Source organism: Corynebacterium nasorum (assembly GCF_022345765.1).
Classification (GTDB): domain Bacteria; phylum Actinomycetota; class Actinomycetes; order Mycobacteriales; family Mycobacteriaceae; genus Corynebacterium; species Corynebacterium kefirresidentii.
In genome coordinates this window covers 188950-206476 of record NZ_JAKRDR010000002.1, presented here as the reverse complement: position 1 = coordinate 206476, position 17527 = coordinate 188950, and the positions used below count along the sequence as shown (strand labels likewise).

At 58.3% G+C, this 17527-nt stretch carries 18 protein-coding genes and 1 pseudogene; 9 read left to right on the top strand and 10 right to left on the bottom strand.

Translation table 11 applies throughout. The annotated features are described in order from the left end of the window. Positions 1 to 107: 107 nt before the first annotated feature. A complete protein-coding gene (locus tag MHK04_RS02910) occupies positions 108 to 707 on the bottom strand; it encodes a cadmium resistance transporter (RefSeq protein WP_239207750.1) in 600 nt (199 codons plus the stop codon). Further along, on the bottom strand, positions 704 to 1063 hold the full coding sequence (gene cmtR, locus MHK04_RS02905) for a Cd(II)/Pb(II)-sensing metalloregulatory transcriptional regulator CmtR (RefSeq protein ID WP_003849933.1): 360 nt from the start codon (positions 1061 to 1063) through the stop codon (positions 704 to 706). Before cmtR ends, MHK04_RS02910 begins: the two co-directional genes overlap by 4 nt. A gap of 1137 nt (positions 1064 to 2200) precedes the next feature. Here cmtR and MHK04_RS02900 point away from each other — a divergent pair. Further along, positions 2201 to 2410 carry an exonuclease domain-containing protein gene (locus MHK04_RS02900; protein ID WP_367404175.1) on the top strand — a complete coding sequence of 70 codons (210 nt, stop codon included), beginning with the start codon at positions 2201 to 2203 and terminating at the stop codon, positions 2408 to 2410. On the opposite strand, the gene MHK04_RS02895 is transcribed toward MHK04_RS02900, so the two are convergent. Together MHK04_RS02895 and MHK04_RS02890 are read right to left on the bottom strand one after the other, a co-directional pair. Further along, positions 2388 to 3869 carry a multicopper oxidase family protein gene (locus MHK04_RS02895; RefSeq protein WP_239207751.1) on the bottom strand — a complete coding sequence of 494 codons (1482 nt, stop codon included), beginning with the start codon at positions 3867 to 3869 and terminating at the stop codon, positions 2388 to 2390. The genes MHK04_RS02900 and MHK04_RS02895 overlap by 23 nt on opposite strands. A 71-nt stretch (positions 3870 to 3940) precedes the next feature. Further along, positions 3941 to 4510 (bottom strand): CueP family metal-binding protein, encoded by a 570-nt coding sequence (locus MHK04_RS02890; RefSeq protein ID WP_239207752.1) that lies wholly within the window; start codon positions 4508 to 4510, stop codon positions 3941 to 3943. 404 nt (positions 4511 to 4914) lie between these two features. Here MHK04_RS02890 and copR point away from each other — a divergent pair, with 404 nt between their 5' ends. From copR to MHK04_RS02850, 8 genes and pseudogenes are all read left to right on the top strand, one after another. Then, on the top strand, positions 4915 to 5637 hold the full coding sequence (copR, locus tag MHK04_RS02885; RefSeq protein ID WP_239207753.1) for a two-component system response regulator CopR: 723 nt from the start codon (positions 4915 to 4917) through the stop codon (positions 5635 to 5637). Then, the gene (copS, locus tag MHK04_RS02880) at positions 5634 to 6761 is read left to right on the top strand and encodes a two-component system sensor histidine kinase CopS (protein ID WP_239207754.1); all 1128 of its coding nucleotides are present in this window, start codon (positions 5634 to 5636) and stop codon (positions 6759 to 6761) included. The genes copR and copS overlap by 4 nt, the downstream gene beginning before the upstream one ends. Positions 6762 to 6901: 140 nt before the next feature. Then, complete coding sequence (locus MHK04_RS02875) at positions 6902 to 7228, top strand: heavy-metal-associated domain-containing protein (RefSeq protein ID WP_238801655.1); 327 nt, start codon at positions 6902 to 6904, stop codon at positions 7226 to 7228. Positions 7229 to 7279: 51 nt separating this feature from the next. Beyond that, positions 7280 to 9514: a copper-translocating P-type ATPase gene (locus MHK04_RS02870; protein ID WP_239207755.1), complete on the top strand. Its 2235-nt coding sequence runs from the start codon at positions 7280 to 7282 to the stop codon at positions 9512 to 9514. A 93-nt stretch (positions 9515 to 9607) separates the two neighbouring features. Next, positions 9608 to 10317 (top strand): annotated as a pseudogene (locus tag MHK04_RS02865) (IS6 family transposase). Between the two features lie 584 nt (positions 10318 to 10901). Beyond that, positions 10902 to 11786 (top strand): ABC transporter ATP-binding protein, encoded by an 885-nt coding sequence (locus tag MHK04_RS02860; RefSeq protein ID WP_239206182.1) that lies wholly within the window; start codon positions 10902 to 10904, stop codon positions 11784 to 11786. Beyond that, positions 11783 to 12517 carry an ABC transporter permease gene (locus MHK04_RS02855; RefSeq protein WP_239206184.1) on the top strand — a complete coding sequence of 245 codons (735 nt, stop codon included), beginning with the start codon at positions 11783 to 11785 and terminating at the stop codon, positions 12515 to 12517. Before MHK04_RS02860 ends, MHK04_RS02855 begins: the two co-directional genes overlap by 4 nt. An 82-nt stretch (positions 12518 to 12599) precedes the next feature. Next, a complete protein-coding gene (locus tag MHK04_RS02850) occupies positions 12600 to 13067 on the top strand; it encodes a hypothetical protein (RefSeq protein WP_239207756.1) in 468 nt (155 codons plus the stop codon). Positions 13068 to 13430: 363 nt separating this feature from the next. Here the strand turns inward: MHK04_RS02850 and MHK04_RS02845 are convergent, their stop codons facing one another. From MHK04_RS02845 to MHK04_RS02820, 6 genes are all read right to left on the bottom strand, one after another. Continuing rightward, positions 13431 to 13793 carry a DoxX family protein gene (locus MHK04_RS02845; RefSeq protein WP_239206186.1) on the bottom strand — a complete coding sequence of 121 codons (363 nt, stop codon included), beginning with the start codon at positions 13791 to 13793 and terminating at the stop codon, positions 13431 to 13433. Then, entirely contained in the window at positions 13790 to 14374 is a 585-nt protein-coding gene (locus tag MHK04_RS02840; RefSeq protein WP_239206188.1) for a TetR/AcrR family transcriptional regulator, read from the bottom strand. The genes MHK04_RS02845 and MHK04_RS02840 overlap by 4 nt, the downstream gene beginning before the upstream one ends. A 20-nt stretch (positions 14375 to 14394) precedes the next feature. Further along, the gene (locus MHK04_RS02835; protein ID WP_239207757.1) at positions 14395 to 14973 is read right to left on the bottom strand and encodes an LURP-one-related/scramblase family protein; all 579 of its coding nucleotides are present in this window, start codon (positions 14971 to 14973) and stop codon (positions 14395 to 14397) included. 28 nt (positions 14974 to 15001) lie between these two features. Beyond that, complete coding sequence (locus MHK04_RS02830; RefSeq protein WP_239207758.1) at positions 15002 to 16198, bottom strand: HNH endonuclease signature motif containing protein; 1197 nt, start codon at positions 16196 to 16198, stop codon at positions 15002 to 15004. A 95-nt stretch (positions 16199 to 16293) separates the two neighbouring features. Beyond that, positions 16294 to 17094, bottom strand: a complete 801-nt coding sequence (locus tag MHK04_RS02825; protein ID WP_239207759.1) for a PrsW family intramembrane metalloprotease — start codon at positions 17092 to 17094, stop codon at positions 16294 to 16296. Next, positions 17091 to 17525, bottom strand: a complete 435-nt coding sequence (locus tag MHK04_RS02820; protein WP_239207760.1) for a hypothetical protein — start codon at positions 17523 to 17525, stop codon at positions 17091 to 17093. Before MHK04_RS02820 ends, MHK04_RS02825 begins: the two co-directional genes overlap by 4 nt. Between the last annotated feature and the right edge of the window lie 2 nt (positions 17526 to 17527).

Genomic DNA, 17527 nt, shown 5'->3' with positions numbered 1-17527 from the left:
GTGTGATTAGATTCACACGCCCCGACAGCGCTTCAAAAAGACCTTCCAGGTGTTATAGGAGCCACCGATAACGCCCGGTCGGGGCCGTTTGGAACGCTGCCGCTACGTCAGAGCCCGAAGGCTCCGCCGCTGACGAGGATCACGATACCGAGGCCGATGAGAACGATGGGAAAGAGGATGTGCTCAAAGCGTTCGAGCACTTCCGCGATCGGGGGGCGGGTTGCGACGAACCTTGCCAGGGCCACCAGGACCGCAACGAGCGCGAGGAAGATAACACAGTAGGCGACTACTGCGAGAGGCTCCACGCTGAGGAATACAGGGGTGTAGACGCCGATATTGTCGCCACCGTTGGCAAAGGTGACGCCTGCGACCGCCCCCACGCCGACCTTCTTGCCGGCAACCTTGGCCTCGTCATCGTCGTCACCGTCTCCGCGCCAGGCCTCCCATGCGGCCCAGAGGCCGAGGCCCAGAGGGATGAGACCAAAATATGGAATGGCTGCCGGGGGCAGAAATGCTCCGGCGCCGGTGGTCACAAGGATCGCGGCGACGAGGATGCCCGCGAATCCGAGGTACTGGCCGGCCAGAATGCGGGCGGTGGTGCCGCGCTGGCCTGCCCCTCGCGCGAAGAAGAGGGAGAGCACGATGATGTCGTCGATGTTGGTAGCTGCGAACAGGCCTATCGCCTGCAAGGCCGAGGTGAGGATCATGCGTCCTCCCCAGCTGCGTAGCACCCGGGAAGCGTGCAGACGGGATCGATGCACGGGGCGTCTTCGTCTACTGCCAGGGTGGCATCGACCAGTGCTGTCAGTGCCTGTGCCAGGTGCGGATCGGCGATCTCGTATCGTGTCCGACGCCCCTCTGGCTCGGAGACGACAATCCCACAATCGCGCAAGCATGTCAGGTGGTTGGACACGTTCGGGCGTGTCAGGTCCAGATCTCGGGATAGTTCCGCCGGGTAGGCGGGATGGTCGAGCAGGGTCAAGATGATCCGGGATCGAGTGGGGTCGGCCAGTGCACGACCCAGGCGGTTCATCACGTCGAGACGCGAAGCAATAGTCAGCATGCGCTGAACTATACAGCGATCGCTGAACTAGTCAAGTTCCGGGTAGCGGTGCAGCTGTGTGCGCTGCTGAAGAGACAGTGAAAGTAGCAGAGATGGCGCAGATTCCGGCAAAGTTGCGAAAACAGCTGAACCACGCTCGTTTCTGATGATCGGCCCATGTGCGATTTGTGCCGCGCCGAAGGCAACCGAATTGGCTCGAAGTTCCGTAGCGTTGAAAGTTTCCGCTCGAACCATAAGTCACCGGAGGTGCTCACCTTTGACGAACTTGTCGAACGTTCACCGTGGAGCGTGGAGCTTGCCGAGAGGCAGGAAGAGTCGGAAGCGGAATTTCCTGACTTCCCGTTCTCAGGAGCGCTCCTGCTCACGTCAAAAATTTACTTCTGTTGTGTAACCCGAGGCGAAACTGCGTGTAACCGGGGTGTTGCCGCGGACCTAATACATCTGGTCAGGAAGTTTCATAAAAGCCCCTCGTCCGTCACGGGGCTTTCAAGAAACATCTTCAATCTTTCCACGAAACCCCTGGCCGGCCGAAGGAAAACGGCGCTCAATAAAAGGAAACTCCCCTAGTGCTTCTCGTCGTTGGAAGCACTAGGGAAGAATCCATATCCGCAGTACGGGATATGCTCTTTGAAAAGCCATGCTGAGCTGCCATCGTGAACATCACACCATCGAAATCCGGAGATGGAAACCACAGAAGTTTCCACTCCGGTTCTTTTTATTTTTCCTAGTCGCAGTTCTTCTGCTTAGTACGCAGCATATCCATGCTCATCAATCATGTACTGGGTAGCAGTATTTAATTCCTGCTGGGAAATATCCCGCAAACTCGGCCCCGCCGCTGACCCTCCCCAGTGGTCGTAGTAGCGGGGGTTGGGGTGGAGTTCGGATAGTCCTGCGAAGTGCTCATAGCACTAAGGCAACCACACCCACGTCCGCTACGAAAGGCCAACCACACTAACCTTGTGGACAACCCGCACAGGGCTAGTGTGGTTATCCACAGAAATCCACGTTGGTTGCAGTGTTCGATAGCGTTTAGGCGGGCATGTCGGTACGGGCCTCTAGGCTTGGGGCTATGGGCTTTTAGAAAACCTCCTCAACCGCTACGCCCCGCGCACACCGGGCAAGCCGGTCTTTGCGGTCATTGATACCGAAACCACCGGCTTTAACAAGCGTTACGACCGCATCATTGGACTTGCTGCCGTGCGCGCTGACGCATACTTCAATCCCGTTGACTCCTGGCACACATTGCTCACCCCTGACACCAACGCCGTGTTCACTACTCGGGGGACACCCCCGCCCACCTCGGCACTCAACCCTGCTGTGGGGGTTACTCGTAGCGAAGCGAGCTGAGCATCCCGGTTTCCATGTGATAGGCGTTATGGCAGTGAAATGCCCACTCACCGGGGTTGTCAGCGATCAGGTCGGCGATCATGGTTTCACCGTGGCGGAGGAGGACGGTGTCCTTGCGTAGTCCGCCGCTGCCGGGCAGCGCCCACGTGTGGCCGTGGATGTGCATGGGGTGGGGCATCATGGTCCTGTTGCGCATGACCATCCGCAGGCGCTGGCCCTCCTGCACGGTCGCGGAGGAGGATTGGCCGTCGGTGAGAATGCTCCATTCATACGGCATCATCTGCCCGTCCAGGTCGATGCTGACTTCTCGGTCTGGTGTGTCCTCGGGTAGGAGTGCACGGTCTGCTGGCTTCAGGGAGGACAGAAGCAGTCCGGTGGACGACAACTCGGGGAAGTCGACATCGGGGTGGGGGGCCTGGCCGCCGGCGGTGCGGATGACGGCGAAGGCGCGGTCGTCCTTACCCACCGCCAAAGCCGTGAGCGGGAAGATGCCGTCGCCGAGGATGACCTCGACGTCGACACGCTCGCCCATCGACAGGTAGATCGATTCGGTCTCCCTGGGCTGGACAGGGAAGCCGTCGGTGTGGGTGACGGTCATGCGGTGACCACCGAGGGCCACCTTGAAGATGGTGTCACCGCCGGAGTTGATAAACCGTAGGCGGGCCTTGTCGCCCGGGCGAGCCTCGAAGGTCCGGTGAGCACGGGGGATACGTCCGTTGATGAGGTAGTGCGGATACATCACATCGCCGGCATCCCCGCCCAGTACCCGGTCCGGGGTGCCGTGCATCATATGGCCGTGGCCTCCCATCCCCTTCTTCCCGTTATGGTCGCCCGAACCCATTCCGGTGAGCTTGTCGAGCTCATCGTCGGGAGTGCCCTGAATGCCATCGACCCAGTCGTCGAGCACGATGGTCCACTCGACGTCCTGGTCCTCAGCGTCTTGCGGGTCACGGACGATCAGTGGGGCGTGGAGGCCGCGATCAAGCTGCAGGCCGGAGTGGGAATGGTAGAAGTAGGTGCCACCGTGGGGGACTTCAAAAACATAGGAGAAAGACTCGCCAGGTTCAATGGGGTCCTGGGTCATGCCGGGCACACCGTCGGCTGCGTTGTGGAGTGCGATGCCATGCCAGTGGATGGAGGTGCTCTCAGGCAGTTCATTGGTGATATCGACCTGGAGGACGTCGCCGGCGGTGGCCTCAATGGCCGCATCCCCGGTGTCAGAGACGTATCCCCACGTCTTGGCTTCGATGCCGCCGATATCCAGAGAGAGGGGCCGGGCGGTCAGTGTCCGGCGCACCGTCGGCTCACCGAGCGCAGTGGGGGTGGGAGTGGGGCGAAGAGAGGAACCTGGTGCCGAGGCAGCGGGTCCAGGGTCGCTGGTGCAGGCGGCCACGGCCCCGGTGCCGGCGAGGACGAGTCCGCCGAGCAGAAACTGTCGTCGGGAAAATCCGTTCATCATGATTTAACCTTCCTTGGTGTTAGATTTCAGTGACACGGGAGACAGGCGCAGGTGAGGACCCTGCTGAGCCATCACGTCAGGTGCAGGTCTGTGACACAGGTGGCACCGTCGTCGGCGGTGGAAAACTCCGCGGTGCCGGTGCGCCCTTGGTAGCTGACCTCAATCAGGCCGGTGGCATCATCGGGAAGCCAGAAGCCAATAAACCCGTTGTCGAAGGTGGTTGTCGCCTCGTCCACCAGCACCTCACCAGTCGCCTCATCGGTGATCGTGACCTGGATATCCTCATTGTCGAGTTCCCCCAGGCAGGTCGTGAGGCTGTGGTAGAAGCAGTCGTGGGTGGAGGTGAGATAGGGTGCGATCGAGACATACGTCTGATTGTCGGGAAGATCGACCACGACTTCCTGGTCATCGCTCGAGAGCAGCAGTTCATCGGCACGCACTGAGGCTTTCAGATCCGTGGGACGCTCAGTGACCTTCTGCCGGTCGAGGTGATCAATGATCTCCACCGCGTCCATGTCGGCCAGGCCATGGGTAGTCAGGAATGTATCCTGGGACACCGTCCCGTCGGCGGTGGGTTCCGGGTCCGCGGCCGAACACCCCGTGAGGGCGAGGGCGGCGGCTGCGATCGCTGCTCGTTTCACGTCAATCTCCTTGGATCGTGGTAAGACCGTGAGAAGGCACCGCCTCAAGGTCGATGCCATACCTTTATCTAGCACGGGTGCCTGACGGACTAGAAATCAAAAACCCTGCTCACAGCTTTATAACAGGGCGAAAAGAGGGTGAATTCGGTGGGCTGGGTCACCACCGGGACACCACCCCACAGCCGTGGGCGATGTCCTTCTACTCGCCCCGGGTATGCGGTGCAGGCAGTGAAATCCCTGGTGGCTCCTGCTGAACCGACCAGGGGAGGCGATGCTGCTGGCCCGGGGTGGGGCACAGGGGCGACGGCGGTCGAAGGGTGATGTTTGAAGATTTGATGAAGATTTCCCCGCCGGGCACTGAGCGAGGGTGGTATTCCCCCCTGACCGGAGCGATACTGGGGTCTATGGCTGACCGCACACCGACCACCACCACGCCCCCGGGGCGGGTGCTGGTCGTCGATGATGAACAACCCCTGGCTCAGATGGTGGCCTCCTACCTCATCCGGGCCGGTTTCGATACCCGCCAGGCGCACACCGGCACCCAGGCCGTGGACGAGACCCGTCGCTTTTCCCCCGATGTTGTGGTGCTGGATCTGGGGCTGCCCGAACTCGACGGCCTGGAGGTGTGCCGACGGATCCGCACCTTCTCGGACTGCTACATCCTCATGCTCACCGCGCGTGGCAGCGAGGACGATAAGATCAGCGGTTTGACCCTGGGGGCGGATGACTACATCACCAAACCTTTTAGCATCCGGGAACTGGTGACCCGAGTGCATGCGGTGCTGCGCCGCCCGCGCACCAGCACCACCCCACCGCAGGTGACCACCCCCTTGATCGTTGGTGACCTCATCCTTGACCCCGTCGCCCATCAGGTGCGGGTGGGGGAGACGACCGTGGAGCTCACCCGCACGGAGTTCGAGCTGCTGGTTGCCCTGGCCCTGCGCCCCGGCCAGGTGCTGACCCGCCACGACCTGGTCACCGAGGTCTGGGACACCACCTGGGTCGGTGATGAACGCATCGTCGATGTCCACATCGGCAACTTGCGTCGCAAGCTCGGCACCGACACCCAGGGCCGGGGGTTTATCGACACCGTGCGTGGCGTGGGCTACCGGGTGGGGCTGCCATGAATCACGGACCCGGCCTGACCTTCCGCTTCCTGGCCGCCCAGGTGTTGGTCGTGGTGATTAGCCTGCTGGTGGCCGCGGCCGTGGCCACGATGGTGGGCCCGACCCTGTTCCATGATCATATGTTGATGACCGGCCGGGAGGACCCCTCGCTGGAGCTGTTCCATGCCGAGCAGGCCTACCGGGGAGCCAACCTGATCACTCTGGCCGTCGCCCTGCCCACCGCCTTGATCAGCGCCCTGCTGGCCAGCCTGTGGTTATCGCGTCGTCTGCGCACCCCCCTGCAGGATCTCACCCGCGCCGCTACCAATCTGACGGCCGGCAACTCCCGTATCCGCGTGCCCGCCGGAAAAGCAGGCCCCGAGGTCACCACCCTGGCGCATGCCTTCAACACCATGGCCGACCGGCTGGAACACACCGAACAGGTCCGCCGCCAGATGCTCTCTGATCTGGCCCACGAAATGGGCACCCCCTTATCGGTGCTCACGGTCTACCTCGATGGTCTCCAGGACGGGGTCGTGGACTGGAATAATGCCACCCACACGATCATGGCTGACCAACTCACCCGCCTGACCCGGTTGATGGAAGACATCGACGATGTCTCCCGGGCCCAGGAACGCCGGATCGATTTGGACCTGGCGGAGGAAGGGCTCGGGGATCTGCTCCATACCGCCGCTGTTGCCGCGGGGGAAGCTTATGCTGACAAAGGCGTCGATTTACAGGTCGAGACCATTACAGACACCGCCCGGGTGTTCGTGGACCGGCAACGCTTCGGCCAGGTGATGAGCAATCTGCTGTCGAACGCGCTACGGCACACCCCGGCTGGCGGGCAGGTCCGGATCAGCGTCCACCGACAGGGGGCGTCCACCGCGCTCATCCACGTCGCCGATGACGGCGAGGGCATCCCACCTGACCAGCTCAGATACATCTTCGAACGCTTCTACCGGGGGGATGCCGCCCGCAGCCGGGACGACGGCGGGTCCGGTATCGGTCTGACCATCTCCAAGGCATTGATCGAGGCCCACGGTGGCACTCTCACCGCCACCTCCCCCGGACCCGGTCGCGGAGCGGTGTTTGCCCTCCGCCTCCCGCTGTCCCCTCCCGACAGTGAGGAGGCTGCTCGGTGACCACACCCTGCCCCGCGTGAGGGCCGCGCCCTCCACCCTTGAAAATATACCCCGGGGGGGTATGCTGAAAATATACCCCCCTGGGGGTATACGCTAGAGGGCGGCATCGCCGCACCCCACCGAACCGAAGGAGCTTTTCCATGATCACCTCCCCGCCCCGCCTTTTGCCGATGGCCTCCCACGGTTGCAGCTGTTGCGGACCTGCCTCACGTGCAGACACTGCCTCCATCCCTGCCGCCAGCGACTCGTCAGCAGGAGGGTCCTCCCCTAGCTACCAGGTCACCGGCCTGACCTGCGGGCACTGCGCGAAAAGCGTGACCCAGGCCCTTCAGACTCTCCCCCAGGTCGACGACGTCCAGATTGATCTCGCTGCTGGTGGTGTTTCCACCGTCACAGTCACCGGTGTCGTACCTCCGGAGATGGTTCGCCGGGCCATCGAGGAGGCCGGCTACACCGTCTTATCCTGATCAGTTTTACCCATCATCTCGACCCCGACCGGGTTGAGCGAAAGGAACGTCATGAGCACTCCCCACCATTCCGGTGATCACCATGGTGATCACCCCACTCCGGAAACAGACCACACCCACCACCCGGATCATGCCAGCCACGAACACCACGCAGATGCCGACACTCACGGCCAGGCGATGCCCCACGATCACCCGCATTCCGCCCCGGACGAAGACCACCACGTTCATGGTCACGGCGAACACGCTGGACACAGCACCGCAATGTTTCGCGACCGCTTCTGGTGGTCGCTGATTCTGTCCATTCCCGTCGTTATTTTCAGCCCCATGGTCGCCCACCTGCTCGGCTACCACCTCCCGGCATTCCCCGGATCCACCTGGATCCCCCCGGTGCTGGGCACGATCATCTTCGTCTACGGCGGAACGCCTTTCCTCAAGGGCGGATGGAAAGAACTGAAATCCCGCCAACCCGGGATGATGCTCCTGATCGCCATGGCCATCACCGTGGCGTTTGTCGCCTCCTGGGTCACCACTCTGGGGCTGGGCGGTTTTGAGCTGGACTTCTGGTGGGAGCTGGCCCTGCTGGTGACCATCATGCTGCTGGGCCACTGGCTGGAGATGTCCGCTCTCGGGGCCGCGTCCTCCGCGCTTGATGCGCTGGCTGCCCTGCTGCCGGATGAGGCCGAGAAAGTCATCGACGGGACCACCCGCACCGTGGCCATCTCCGAGCTGGTCGTCGACGACGTCGTGCTGGTGAGGGCCGGTGCCCGGGTGCCGGCCGACGGAACCATCCTCGACGGAGCCGCCGAATTCGATGAGGCGATGATCACCGGCGAATCTCGTCCCATCTTCCGCGACACCGGTGACAAGGTGGTCGCCGGTACCGTGGCCACCGACAACACCGTCCGCATCCGGGTGGAGGCTACCGGCGGGGACACCGCCTTGGCCGGGATCCAACGCATGGTTGCCGACGCCCAGGAGTCCTCCTCCCGGGCCCAGGCCCTGGCGGATCGGGCGGCGGCGTTGTTGTTCTGGTTCGCGCTGATCTCCGCTCTGATCACCGCGGTGGTGTGGACCATCATCGGCAGCCCGGACGATGCCGTGGTGCGCACAGTCACGGTGCTGGTCATCGCCTGCCCGCACGCCCTGGGCCTGGCGATTCCGCTGGTCATTGCGATCTCCAGCGAGCGGGCTGCGAAATCCGGGGTGCTCATCAAGGACCGGATGGCGCTCGAGCGGATGCGCACCATCGACGTGGTGCTCTTCGACAAAACCGGCACCCTGACCGAGGGTGCGCACGCGGTCACCGGTGTCGCGGCAGCTGTCGGCGTCACCGAGGCCGAGCTGCTGGCCCTAGCCGCCGCCGCGGAGGCCGACAGCGAGCACCCCGTGGCCCGCGCCATCGTGGCAGCCGCGGCCGCCCATCCCGAGGCCTCCCGTCGGCAAATCCGTGCAACTGGTTTCAGCGCCGCCTCCGGCCGAGGGGTCCGGGCCACTGTCGATGGCGCTGAGATCCTCGTGGGCGGGCCGAACATGCTGCGCGAGTTCAACCTCACCACCCCGGCCGAGCTCACCGACACCACCAGCGCCTGGACCGGGCGTGGGGCCGGTGTGCTCCATATTGTCCGCGACGGTCAGATCATCGGTGCGGTGGCCGTCGAGGACAAGATCCGCCCCGAATCCCGCGCCGCCGTGAAAGCCCTGCAGGACCGCGGGGTGAAGGTCGCGATGATCACCGGCGACGCGCAGCAGGTGGCCCAGGCGGTTGGTCAGGACCTAGGCATTGATGAGGTCTTCGCCGAGGTCCTACCCCAGGACAAAGATACCAAGGTCACGCAGCTACAGGACCGGGGTTTGAGCGTGGCCATGGTCGGTGACGGTGTCAATGACGCCCCCGCTCTGACCCGCGCGGACGTCGGTATCGCCATCGGTGCCGGCACGGATGTGGCTATGGAATCTGCCGGGGTGGTCCTAGCCAGTGATGACCCGCGGGCAGTGCTGTCGATGATTGAGCTGTCCCAGGCCAGCTATCGCAAGATGATCCAGAACCTGATCTGGGCCTCTGGCTACAACATCCTCGCCGTGCCGTTGGCTGCCGGAGTGCTCGCCTCGATCGGGTTCGTGCTGTCCCCGGCCGTGGGCGCGATCTTGATGTCTGCCTCGACCATCGTGGTGGCCCTGAACGCCCAGCTGCTGCGCCGCATTGATCTGGATCCGGCTCGCCTGGCTTCGACCGAGTCGAAGGAGGAACACACCACGCCTACTCCGGCATCCACCGCCGTCCACTGATCCACCACTTCTCTCCACTGCCCCCATATGACCCTGAAAGGTGCTGTTGCAAAGTTGGGGCAGTAGGAAGAGCGACGTGATGTAATCACAGCCATGGGTATCTTCTCCGGTTGTCATTTCCCCGTGACATCATTCTATGGGCAGTGCGGTGGTACTGCCGCTACGGGGTGAGCTACCGCGCTCTGGAGGAAATGATGACCGAGCGGGGCGTGCCGGTCGATCACACCAGGATCTACCGCTGGGTCCAGAAATACGCGCCTGAGCTGGACCAGCAAACACGGTGGTGCCGGCAGGTACCTGACTGGCAAGCTAGTTCCTGGCGGGTGGATGAGACCTATATCCGGGTCGGCGGCAGGTGGTGCTGCCTCTATCGGGCGATCACCGCCGGTGGCCAGACCCTGGACTTTTACCTCTCTCCGAAGTGGAACGTGGCCGCAGCGAAGCGTTTCCTGGCCAAGGCCCTCAGATTCAATGCGTCAGGCGGGTATCTCAGAGTGATCAACGCCGATAAAGCACCCTCCCTTGCCAGGGCAATCGCCGAGTTGAAGTCAGAGGGAATCTGCCCGCCAACAATGGAACACCGGTAGGTGAAATACCTCAACAACATCCTGGAAGGCGACCATGGTCGGCTGAAGCGGATCCTCGGGCCGAAAGGCGCGTTTAAGAACCGGACATCTGTATATCGGACGTTGAAAGGGATGAAGGCTATGCAATCATTGTGGAAAGGGCAAGGCGCGATGTTTGCCTACGGGCAACCGAACCCGGACGCGGTGATCGTCAACCAGGTCTTCGAGACGACCTAACAACGCCCACACGCAGCGGCCATCAGGGAATGAGAAACTGAGTCTTCGCTGCTCTCCGCCCAACTTTGCAACAACACCTGTTCGGAAAAGCTAATCCAGCTGCACGGGGGCGTGTTGAAATGCTTCCGCCGGCTGGAATGATGGTGGGTGCTATTTTGGCTGGGCTGTTACTGGAGTATTCCGGTTTCTTATCGGTGACAGTTACTTTTATCCTCGTGTCAGTCGTAGCAGTACTTACGCTCTTTGCCCTGGGTAAGAACTCCATTGCGATAGGCGTTAAACAGCGGTGAGCGATTATATATTCGACCTTGATGGGACTATTTAATCAGGTGAGTACGCTTATTTGGCGATGGTAAATATGGCAAGCAGCAAAGTTACTCCCGACGTGTCTACTTTCCGAGGGTCAGGCCCACAGTTTACATTGGTGTCCAAACCGTAATGCTGTTTATGACCATGATCAGCAAAGCGTTGAGAATGCTACTATCGCAATCATTCTCGGATGATGACATTGCACATCTCGACTGCTTTAACGTCGTCCGCCGTAAGTCTAGGCAGCTTCGTCGTCAACTAAAGGACAGTGGGTCATGTCAGAACTTGTACGACTAGAGCGTCTCTGTAAGTCCTATCCTAATCGAGAAAAGCCCGCAGTCGACAACGTTTCGCTAAATATCGACAGGGGTAGTGTCTACGGTTTAATTGGGCGCAACGGTTCAGGAAAGAGCAGCTTAGCTCGTATCCTCACCGGCATACTACGCCCTACTTCCGGCCACATTTGGATAAATGAAAGCAGAGATGCGTCCGCAACCACTCACTGGCAGAGGTCAAACGTCGCATATTTGTCGCAATCTCCGCTAGCCCTAAACACCATGACTGTAGAGGAATCAATGAATTTCTTTGGTCGGCTGTACGGGACGAAATCATCGAACAAGCAGCAGAAACATCTCCTAGAAAAGCTAGGCATTCTTCGATTCCGCAATCGAGAGGTGAGATCGCTATCTGGTGGACAAAGTAAACTTGTCCAACTTGCAATCGCTATCTCCTCAAACCGCCCTTTCGTCATTCTGGATGAGCCCACGAATGAGCTGGATGCGTTAAATCGCCGTCTAGTATGGGACGAAATTGAGGCACTCTCTCATAAGGGAGTTACCGTATTGGTAATCACTCATGCAGTTTCCGAAGTTGAATCCTGCCTAACTCATCTCGGAATTATGGATAAAGGGCGGCTCATTGCCAACGGCACGGTTAACCAAGTCATGCAAAACGTTCAAAATAGACGAACCATTGCGTACCGCACTGAGTCCAATAGTGATAAAAGTTCAGAACCTTGCGAGCAGATAGTAGGTGTCGACGAAGTTCCGAGAATTGTCTCGAAACTATGTGACGAAGGAGCCGGCGATATTACTATTAGCTCACCCAATCTCGAGGATGTTTTTGTCAACCTAATCGCATCCCAAACGAATGAAGCATGAGTAACACCTTTACGTTTACACGCATACAGCTGACTAATTGGCGCTGGTCTTGGCCGTCCATGCTGCTTACTGGGATTGTCGTTCCTGTTCTAATGTCCTTAGGGCTTGGTGTGTACGCACAAAATTTAGGTGGGGCCGCCGTTGAGTACGCTGTTATTGGTGGTCTATCTTTTTCTTTGCTATTCGAGTTGCAGGGTAAAATTGCCACCAATATTTCCTTTATGAAGGCGAATGGAGCTCTAGATCAACTAGCTGCTACTGGGGCAAAGCGCCTCCAGTTTGTTGTGGGGAGCTTTATCGCCTTTAGTCTCTTAGCTACTCCTTCACTGCTCATAACTCCAGTTGCGGTAGTTAAGATTCTCGGGCTTTCTTTATCTCCTTCTTTCACTATCATTCCAGCCCTATTTTTTGCTGGTTGTGCTTTTCTTTCTGCCGGAATGATAATTGGAGCATTATGTTCCAGCCTTGAGCAGGCATCTTCCATCTCATTGTTATTGGCTATTACGCTGCTAAGTCTCGGCCCGGTTGCCGTTCCTGAAGACTTGTTGCCTTCGTGGCTTCAGATAGTGGGAGAAGCCAACCCGGCTGTCCACATAAGTGAAGCCATTAGATACGGCCTCTTTGGCGGCGATGGAATCCCCTGGGTATCCATAGCATATTTAGTAGGTGTCACTGCCATCTTGCTTATTGGTGCTGTGGTTTCTCTACCCTGGCGGCATAAACGGGAATAAAAGTTTTTCCACACACAAATAATTTGACACGCTCCGATAAAACTTACACTGCGACTGTTAAAACTAAACCGTTTAGAGAAGTATGCAAGGCTTAATAGGTAGAATTTCAGATAGCAGCAACCAGGCTAAAATTTTTGTGCTCTTTGCGCGTACGGAAGCTACGTCTGACGAAGAATTTGTCGGAATAGCTTTAACCAGAGAGCAGGAGCGTGCCATGGGCGAGCATGTTGATTCTCCAAGTATAACCTGTTGGACTGAAGAAGTTCCCCTTGACGGCTGGGACGGAAAACTAGACAAGTCTCGTTTCCCGAGACTTGTCTATCTCGTTTTTAGGGAGGGGTATGCGCAACATTCCTCCGTGTGTTTCCAAGAAATGAGCCCAGATATATTGGCTGCATTTACCACGCGTGAAGCAGCTCAAACTGAGGTCGTTTCTCGGCAGAAAAAGGAGCCTTCATTCTTACCGAGTGAGTATCATATATGGGAAGTCGAGTTCGGATTTTTGACCGAAAACTTCCGTGGCCAAGGTCCAGAAATCCCCATGTACTGAGCAATCCGTTGTGTATCCCTTAGATTATGCCGCAAAGAATACGCAAATATCTCTACCACGGTGAAAAAGCGGAATGGGCTTTATCATGGACGGTTTTCGTACGAGTGTGTTTGACGGTGCGTAGAGCTTAGTCCAAGAATGCAGTGATGCACGGTTGATTCTAAACAATGCTGACACTGAGCTCAGCGAGTTCTCCTTATTGTTCTTGTAGAGTGCTACGGCATCGCGTTTGAACTGTTCGGAGTACCTAGACATGGTGGTAGATTACCTTTGTACCCAACCTAACCGGACTGGGCATCAGGTGTCCACCTAATAGGGGTTAGATCTGAAAGTGCCTACGGGAATGTAGAACTCCTTTCTGCATTATGCGGCGAGCGTTACAATTAGCGCCGCGATGGAAAGGATAAGCATGCCCAAACAGTTAGCCCAGAATTCGGTGCCGGTGAATTTGGCTTTCAGGTGAGCGAAGGCTGCAGCAAAGAAATATGTGACGATGCCTGCTAGTGCCGCAACTCTGACTCCGGGGTAGGCAAGTCCGACTATCAGCCCGGAAATCGCGACGCATTTGATATAGATGAGAGCCCACCACCATTGGCGTGGGAATTTTACGCCGGTGAGGCATTTTTCAATGAACTTAACGGGACGAATTGACAGTATGACGTCGCCTGAAAGAATGACGGCAAGGAGAATGGAAGGCCAGATAGGGGCTGTTTCGTCGAAAATCATAGTTGGACTCCAAATACGCTTTCTAGGCGATTGATGATTGTGCGTGCTTGGTCTTTTAGTTCTTGCGACGAATAAAGTCCGGCGGCCCAGCCGATTAGCAAACCTAGATAGGCGTGATACAAGACTCCTGCAAGATCGCGAGACTCATCCTCGGTCAATCTTGATGCCGCGAGACGTCGAAGGATTTCTTCCGTGAGAAGATGTTCCAAGCGTCTGAGCTCTTGCCCTTGATCGCCAAGTTCAATGAGAGCAGATGCGTAAGCGCGGGATAGTTCGCTGTGTCCTGCAAACATCTCCAAAAATGGATTGATGACCGAAATGAGATCTCCAGGTGGTTGAGTCCTGAGTCCGTCATGAATCTTTGCAATTTTGTGGCTGATGCTTTGAACCAGCAGTGCGCGCTTTTCGCCGACAGACATGACTGTGCCAACGCTGACACCAGCCTTTTTCGCAATTTCTCTAATGCTGGTATCGGCATATCCCGTAGTTTCGAAAAGTTCGCCTGCAGCGGTTAACACCTTTAGGCGCGTTGTGTTCTTCGAGCGCGCACGTGAGTTTTTATGAACAGGTTCAGTGAACATGTTCATATCGTAGCAGACATCTACTCTCTATTCTTTTCCTTCGTCCGCAGCATATCCATGCTCATCACGGCGCCGATGATGGCAGCATGTTGTTGCTCGTTGAGGCCCGGTGTGATGGCCAGGCAGTAGGTATTTTTACCCATGAAGTAGTTGCCTACGCCGGTCCACTCGTTGGTGACGTTGGCAAGCTGGCGGCCGTGGGAGGTGATGGAGAGATTCCAGTCCCAGAAATCGCCGCGAATTTCGACGTCAGGAAAGCCCTTCATGGTCAGCTCCAGCTTTGTTTTGAGCATGGAGAAACGCTTGGTAATGACAGCCATGGGCTGTTCGATTCCCGGCAAGTGCACCTCGTAGGTATCCCGCAGAAAATTCGGCGGATCCGAAATCGTCATGACCGTCTGTAGAGGGTTGCCCTCGGCATCCGTGAGTGCAACCTCCAAGCTGCGGGAAGATTTAAACACCATGTCTTTGAGGCTGGTGGATTGCAGGATCGTGCCCACAGGGGTGTTGTCGATATCGGTGATCATGAACTGATCATTGAGGAAGGACTTGGTCTGGGTAATTACGAGCTCATCTAGTGTGAATAAATTTTGCGTCATGCCAGCCACTGTAGGGCAGCTGGTGGAATTATTCCTCCTCCCTAGGGGTGGTTTTCTGCTGGCGCATGAGTTCTTGGGCCTCTTCATATGCTCGGGCGCGGTGGGCGGTCATGGTTTGAGCAAAGGTCTGCACCCAATTCTTGTTCTTAGGCGCTAGTGGCCCGGAGGGCTCCGTGGCGGTCCAGGTTCCATCCTCGAAAAGCCAGATGATGTCGCGCGTATGTGGGTCCATGACGTAGAAAGCACGACCATCGGTCTTCACATTGTGATGGTGCTGGCAGAGGCAGGCTAAGTTAGCCGGAGTAGTCGGACCGCCATCCGCATGATTGATGCGGTGATCCTTCTGGCAGGCCGTGGCCGGGCGATTGCAGCCGGGATAACGGCAGGTGCCGTCAAATCCTTCTAAGTACGCAGCCATGGCCGCCGGGGTGACGTAGCCCTTGACCTCGTGGTTAGGGTCCATCGCCCGGATTTTGGTGTAGGGCAGCGCATTCGAGCGCGCCGGGTCGAGCCAGCCCACGGATTCAATAAAGGCCGGGGAATTGGGTACGTCGGTGGCTTTATAGGCGTTGAGGATGATTTCGGGGGCTTGGGTGCGGCCGGTGAGGAGTGCAACGGCGGCGTCGGCAAGCGAGCAATCTAGCTCTAGCGCGGTCTGCCGGATGCACTTATCGACGCTCGCGATAACCGCCGGGTCCGCACTCAAAGTCACCGCCGAGGTGTTATCGCCCCAGTTTTCCATGGTGTAGCGCGGCTGGGTAGGGCCCTGGGTGACGGCCAATGTGTCATCGGCGAGGTTGATGAGCTCGTTGAGCTTGCGCTTGATCTGTGCTTGCGTACGCATGGTCTGGTTCGGCCGGGTAGGGGTGAGGTAGGCAGTGAGCTGCTCATCGATGCGCGCCACCACCTCTGGCGTCGGATTGCCCAAGCGGTTGAGGGACTTATTGATGGCAATAATCCGGTCGAGGTCTAAGTGATAGAGGCGGTGCTGCAGCGCTTGGAGCTTGGGCAGCTCCTCCAAGCGGTGCAGTGCCATGAGGATATGGCCAATCCGGCCTTCATTGACGCCGGTGGTGCGGTAGAGGGAGTTGGTGACTAATTCGAAATCAGAATCGAGTTCTGGGACTTGGTTCACCCAGAACTCGTATTCCGCCTTTCGCATCTCAAAGGCTAAGCGTGTGGTGGGGTCGGTGGTATTGGTCGTGGAAAAGTAGGGTTCTTCCATGGCGCATCGTACCTAAATTATCGTGTGAACCTGTGTACGAATTACACCTTATAACACCCCTCGGACACGAGCCCCTTCCTTCGTATTTACACAGCTCAAGAGCTATATTCTGGATCCTTGGTGGGTAGAGTAGTTTCGCTTTTTTGTGCCGCATATTTCTTCTCTTGCTTGCGTATGAAACGCAGGCCCCAGATAATCAGTGTCCACGTAATGAGAGCGGTAAGGAAAAAGGTCACCGGCCAATCACCCGTAATGATCAGCGAGGCATTGAACAGGGTATGCAGGGCGATAGCGGCCAGCCAGAATCCGGCCACCTGCCAGTATCCGTGGCGTGCCCCCGCGTAGAGCTTGCCGACGCCCCACGCCGCAACCCCCGTATACAGTGCATGGCTAAAGGCACCAGTGAGGATTCGCCCGGTACCGGTAATAATGGCGCCCCAGAGATCGCCATCCAGGTTAGTGATGGTCGCGCTCAGGATGAATGGAATATTTTCCATGACATCAAAGCCAAGGCCTACCGCCATTCCGATCGCGGCGGCTTGGTAGGGATGCCGCACGTTCTTAAAGGCTGCAACAATAATGACAACGCCGAGGAGCTTGATGGTTTCTTCCGGAAGCGGCGAGTAGAAGGCCGCGTCTAGGTGGGTGAGCCCCAGCTTGTCCGAGATCCCCACCATCTGATCGTTGAGGCTCACCACCACCGGCTGGGCGAGCGCACCCCATAGGATGCCCTGCCACATCGGCCGCGGCCTAAACCACCAGAGTCCCAGACCGAGTGTCAGGCCAGCGCAGATGAGCGCACCGATGAGCCCCACCTCGGTAAACCGGCGATCAACAAAGAAAAAGCCGGAAACTACCAGGCCGAAAGCGATAGATAGCCAGTACAGATTCTTCATGCCTTTTCTACCTCCTGGGCAAGTTCTGCAGCGCGCGGTCCGTGCAAGGAGAGGAACGTGGTGGGGCCATCGCCCTCAATGCTGATGGCTACGAGGTCGCCATCGCTAAGCGTGCGCTTATCCCCGTCGCGGTCGATGTCTCCTTCCGGCATGGCCGTACCTTCCCCCATTGCCCGGAGGTACCGGCGGGTGGCTTGGTCTTTGTCCTGTACGCCGACTTCTTTAGCGCGGATCTGGGTGCCGTCACAGTCCCAGCGCGGCTCACTGCCGGTGGAACCATCTTCTTCCGTGCAGGACAGTCCGGGGATGCGGGCCTGGCCGGCCTGCACTTCAGACGTAGGGTTGTCATAAAAGTCTGGCAGGAGTGCATTGGTGCCGTAGATGGCACCAAATATCACGCCCGCCGCGAGGATGAGTGGTGTGCTTTTCATGT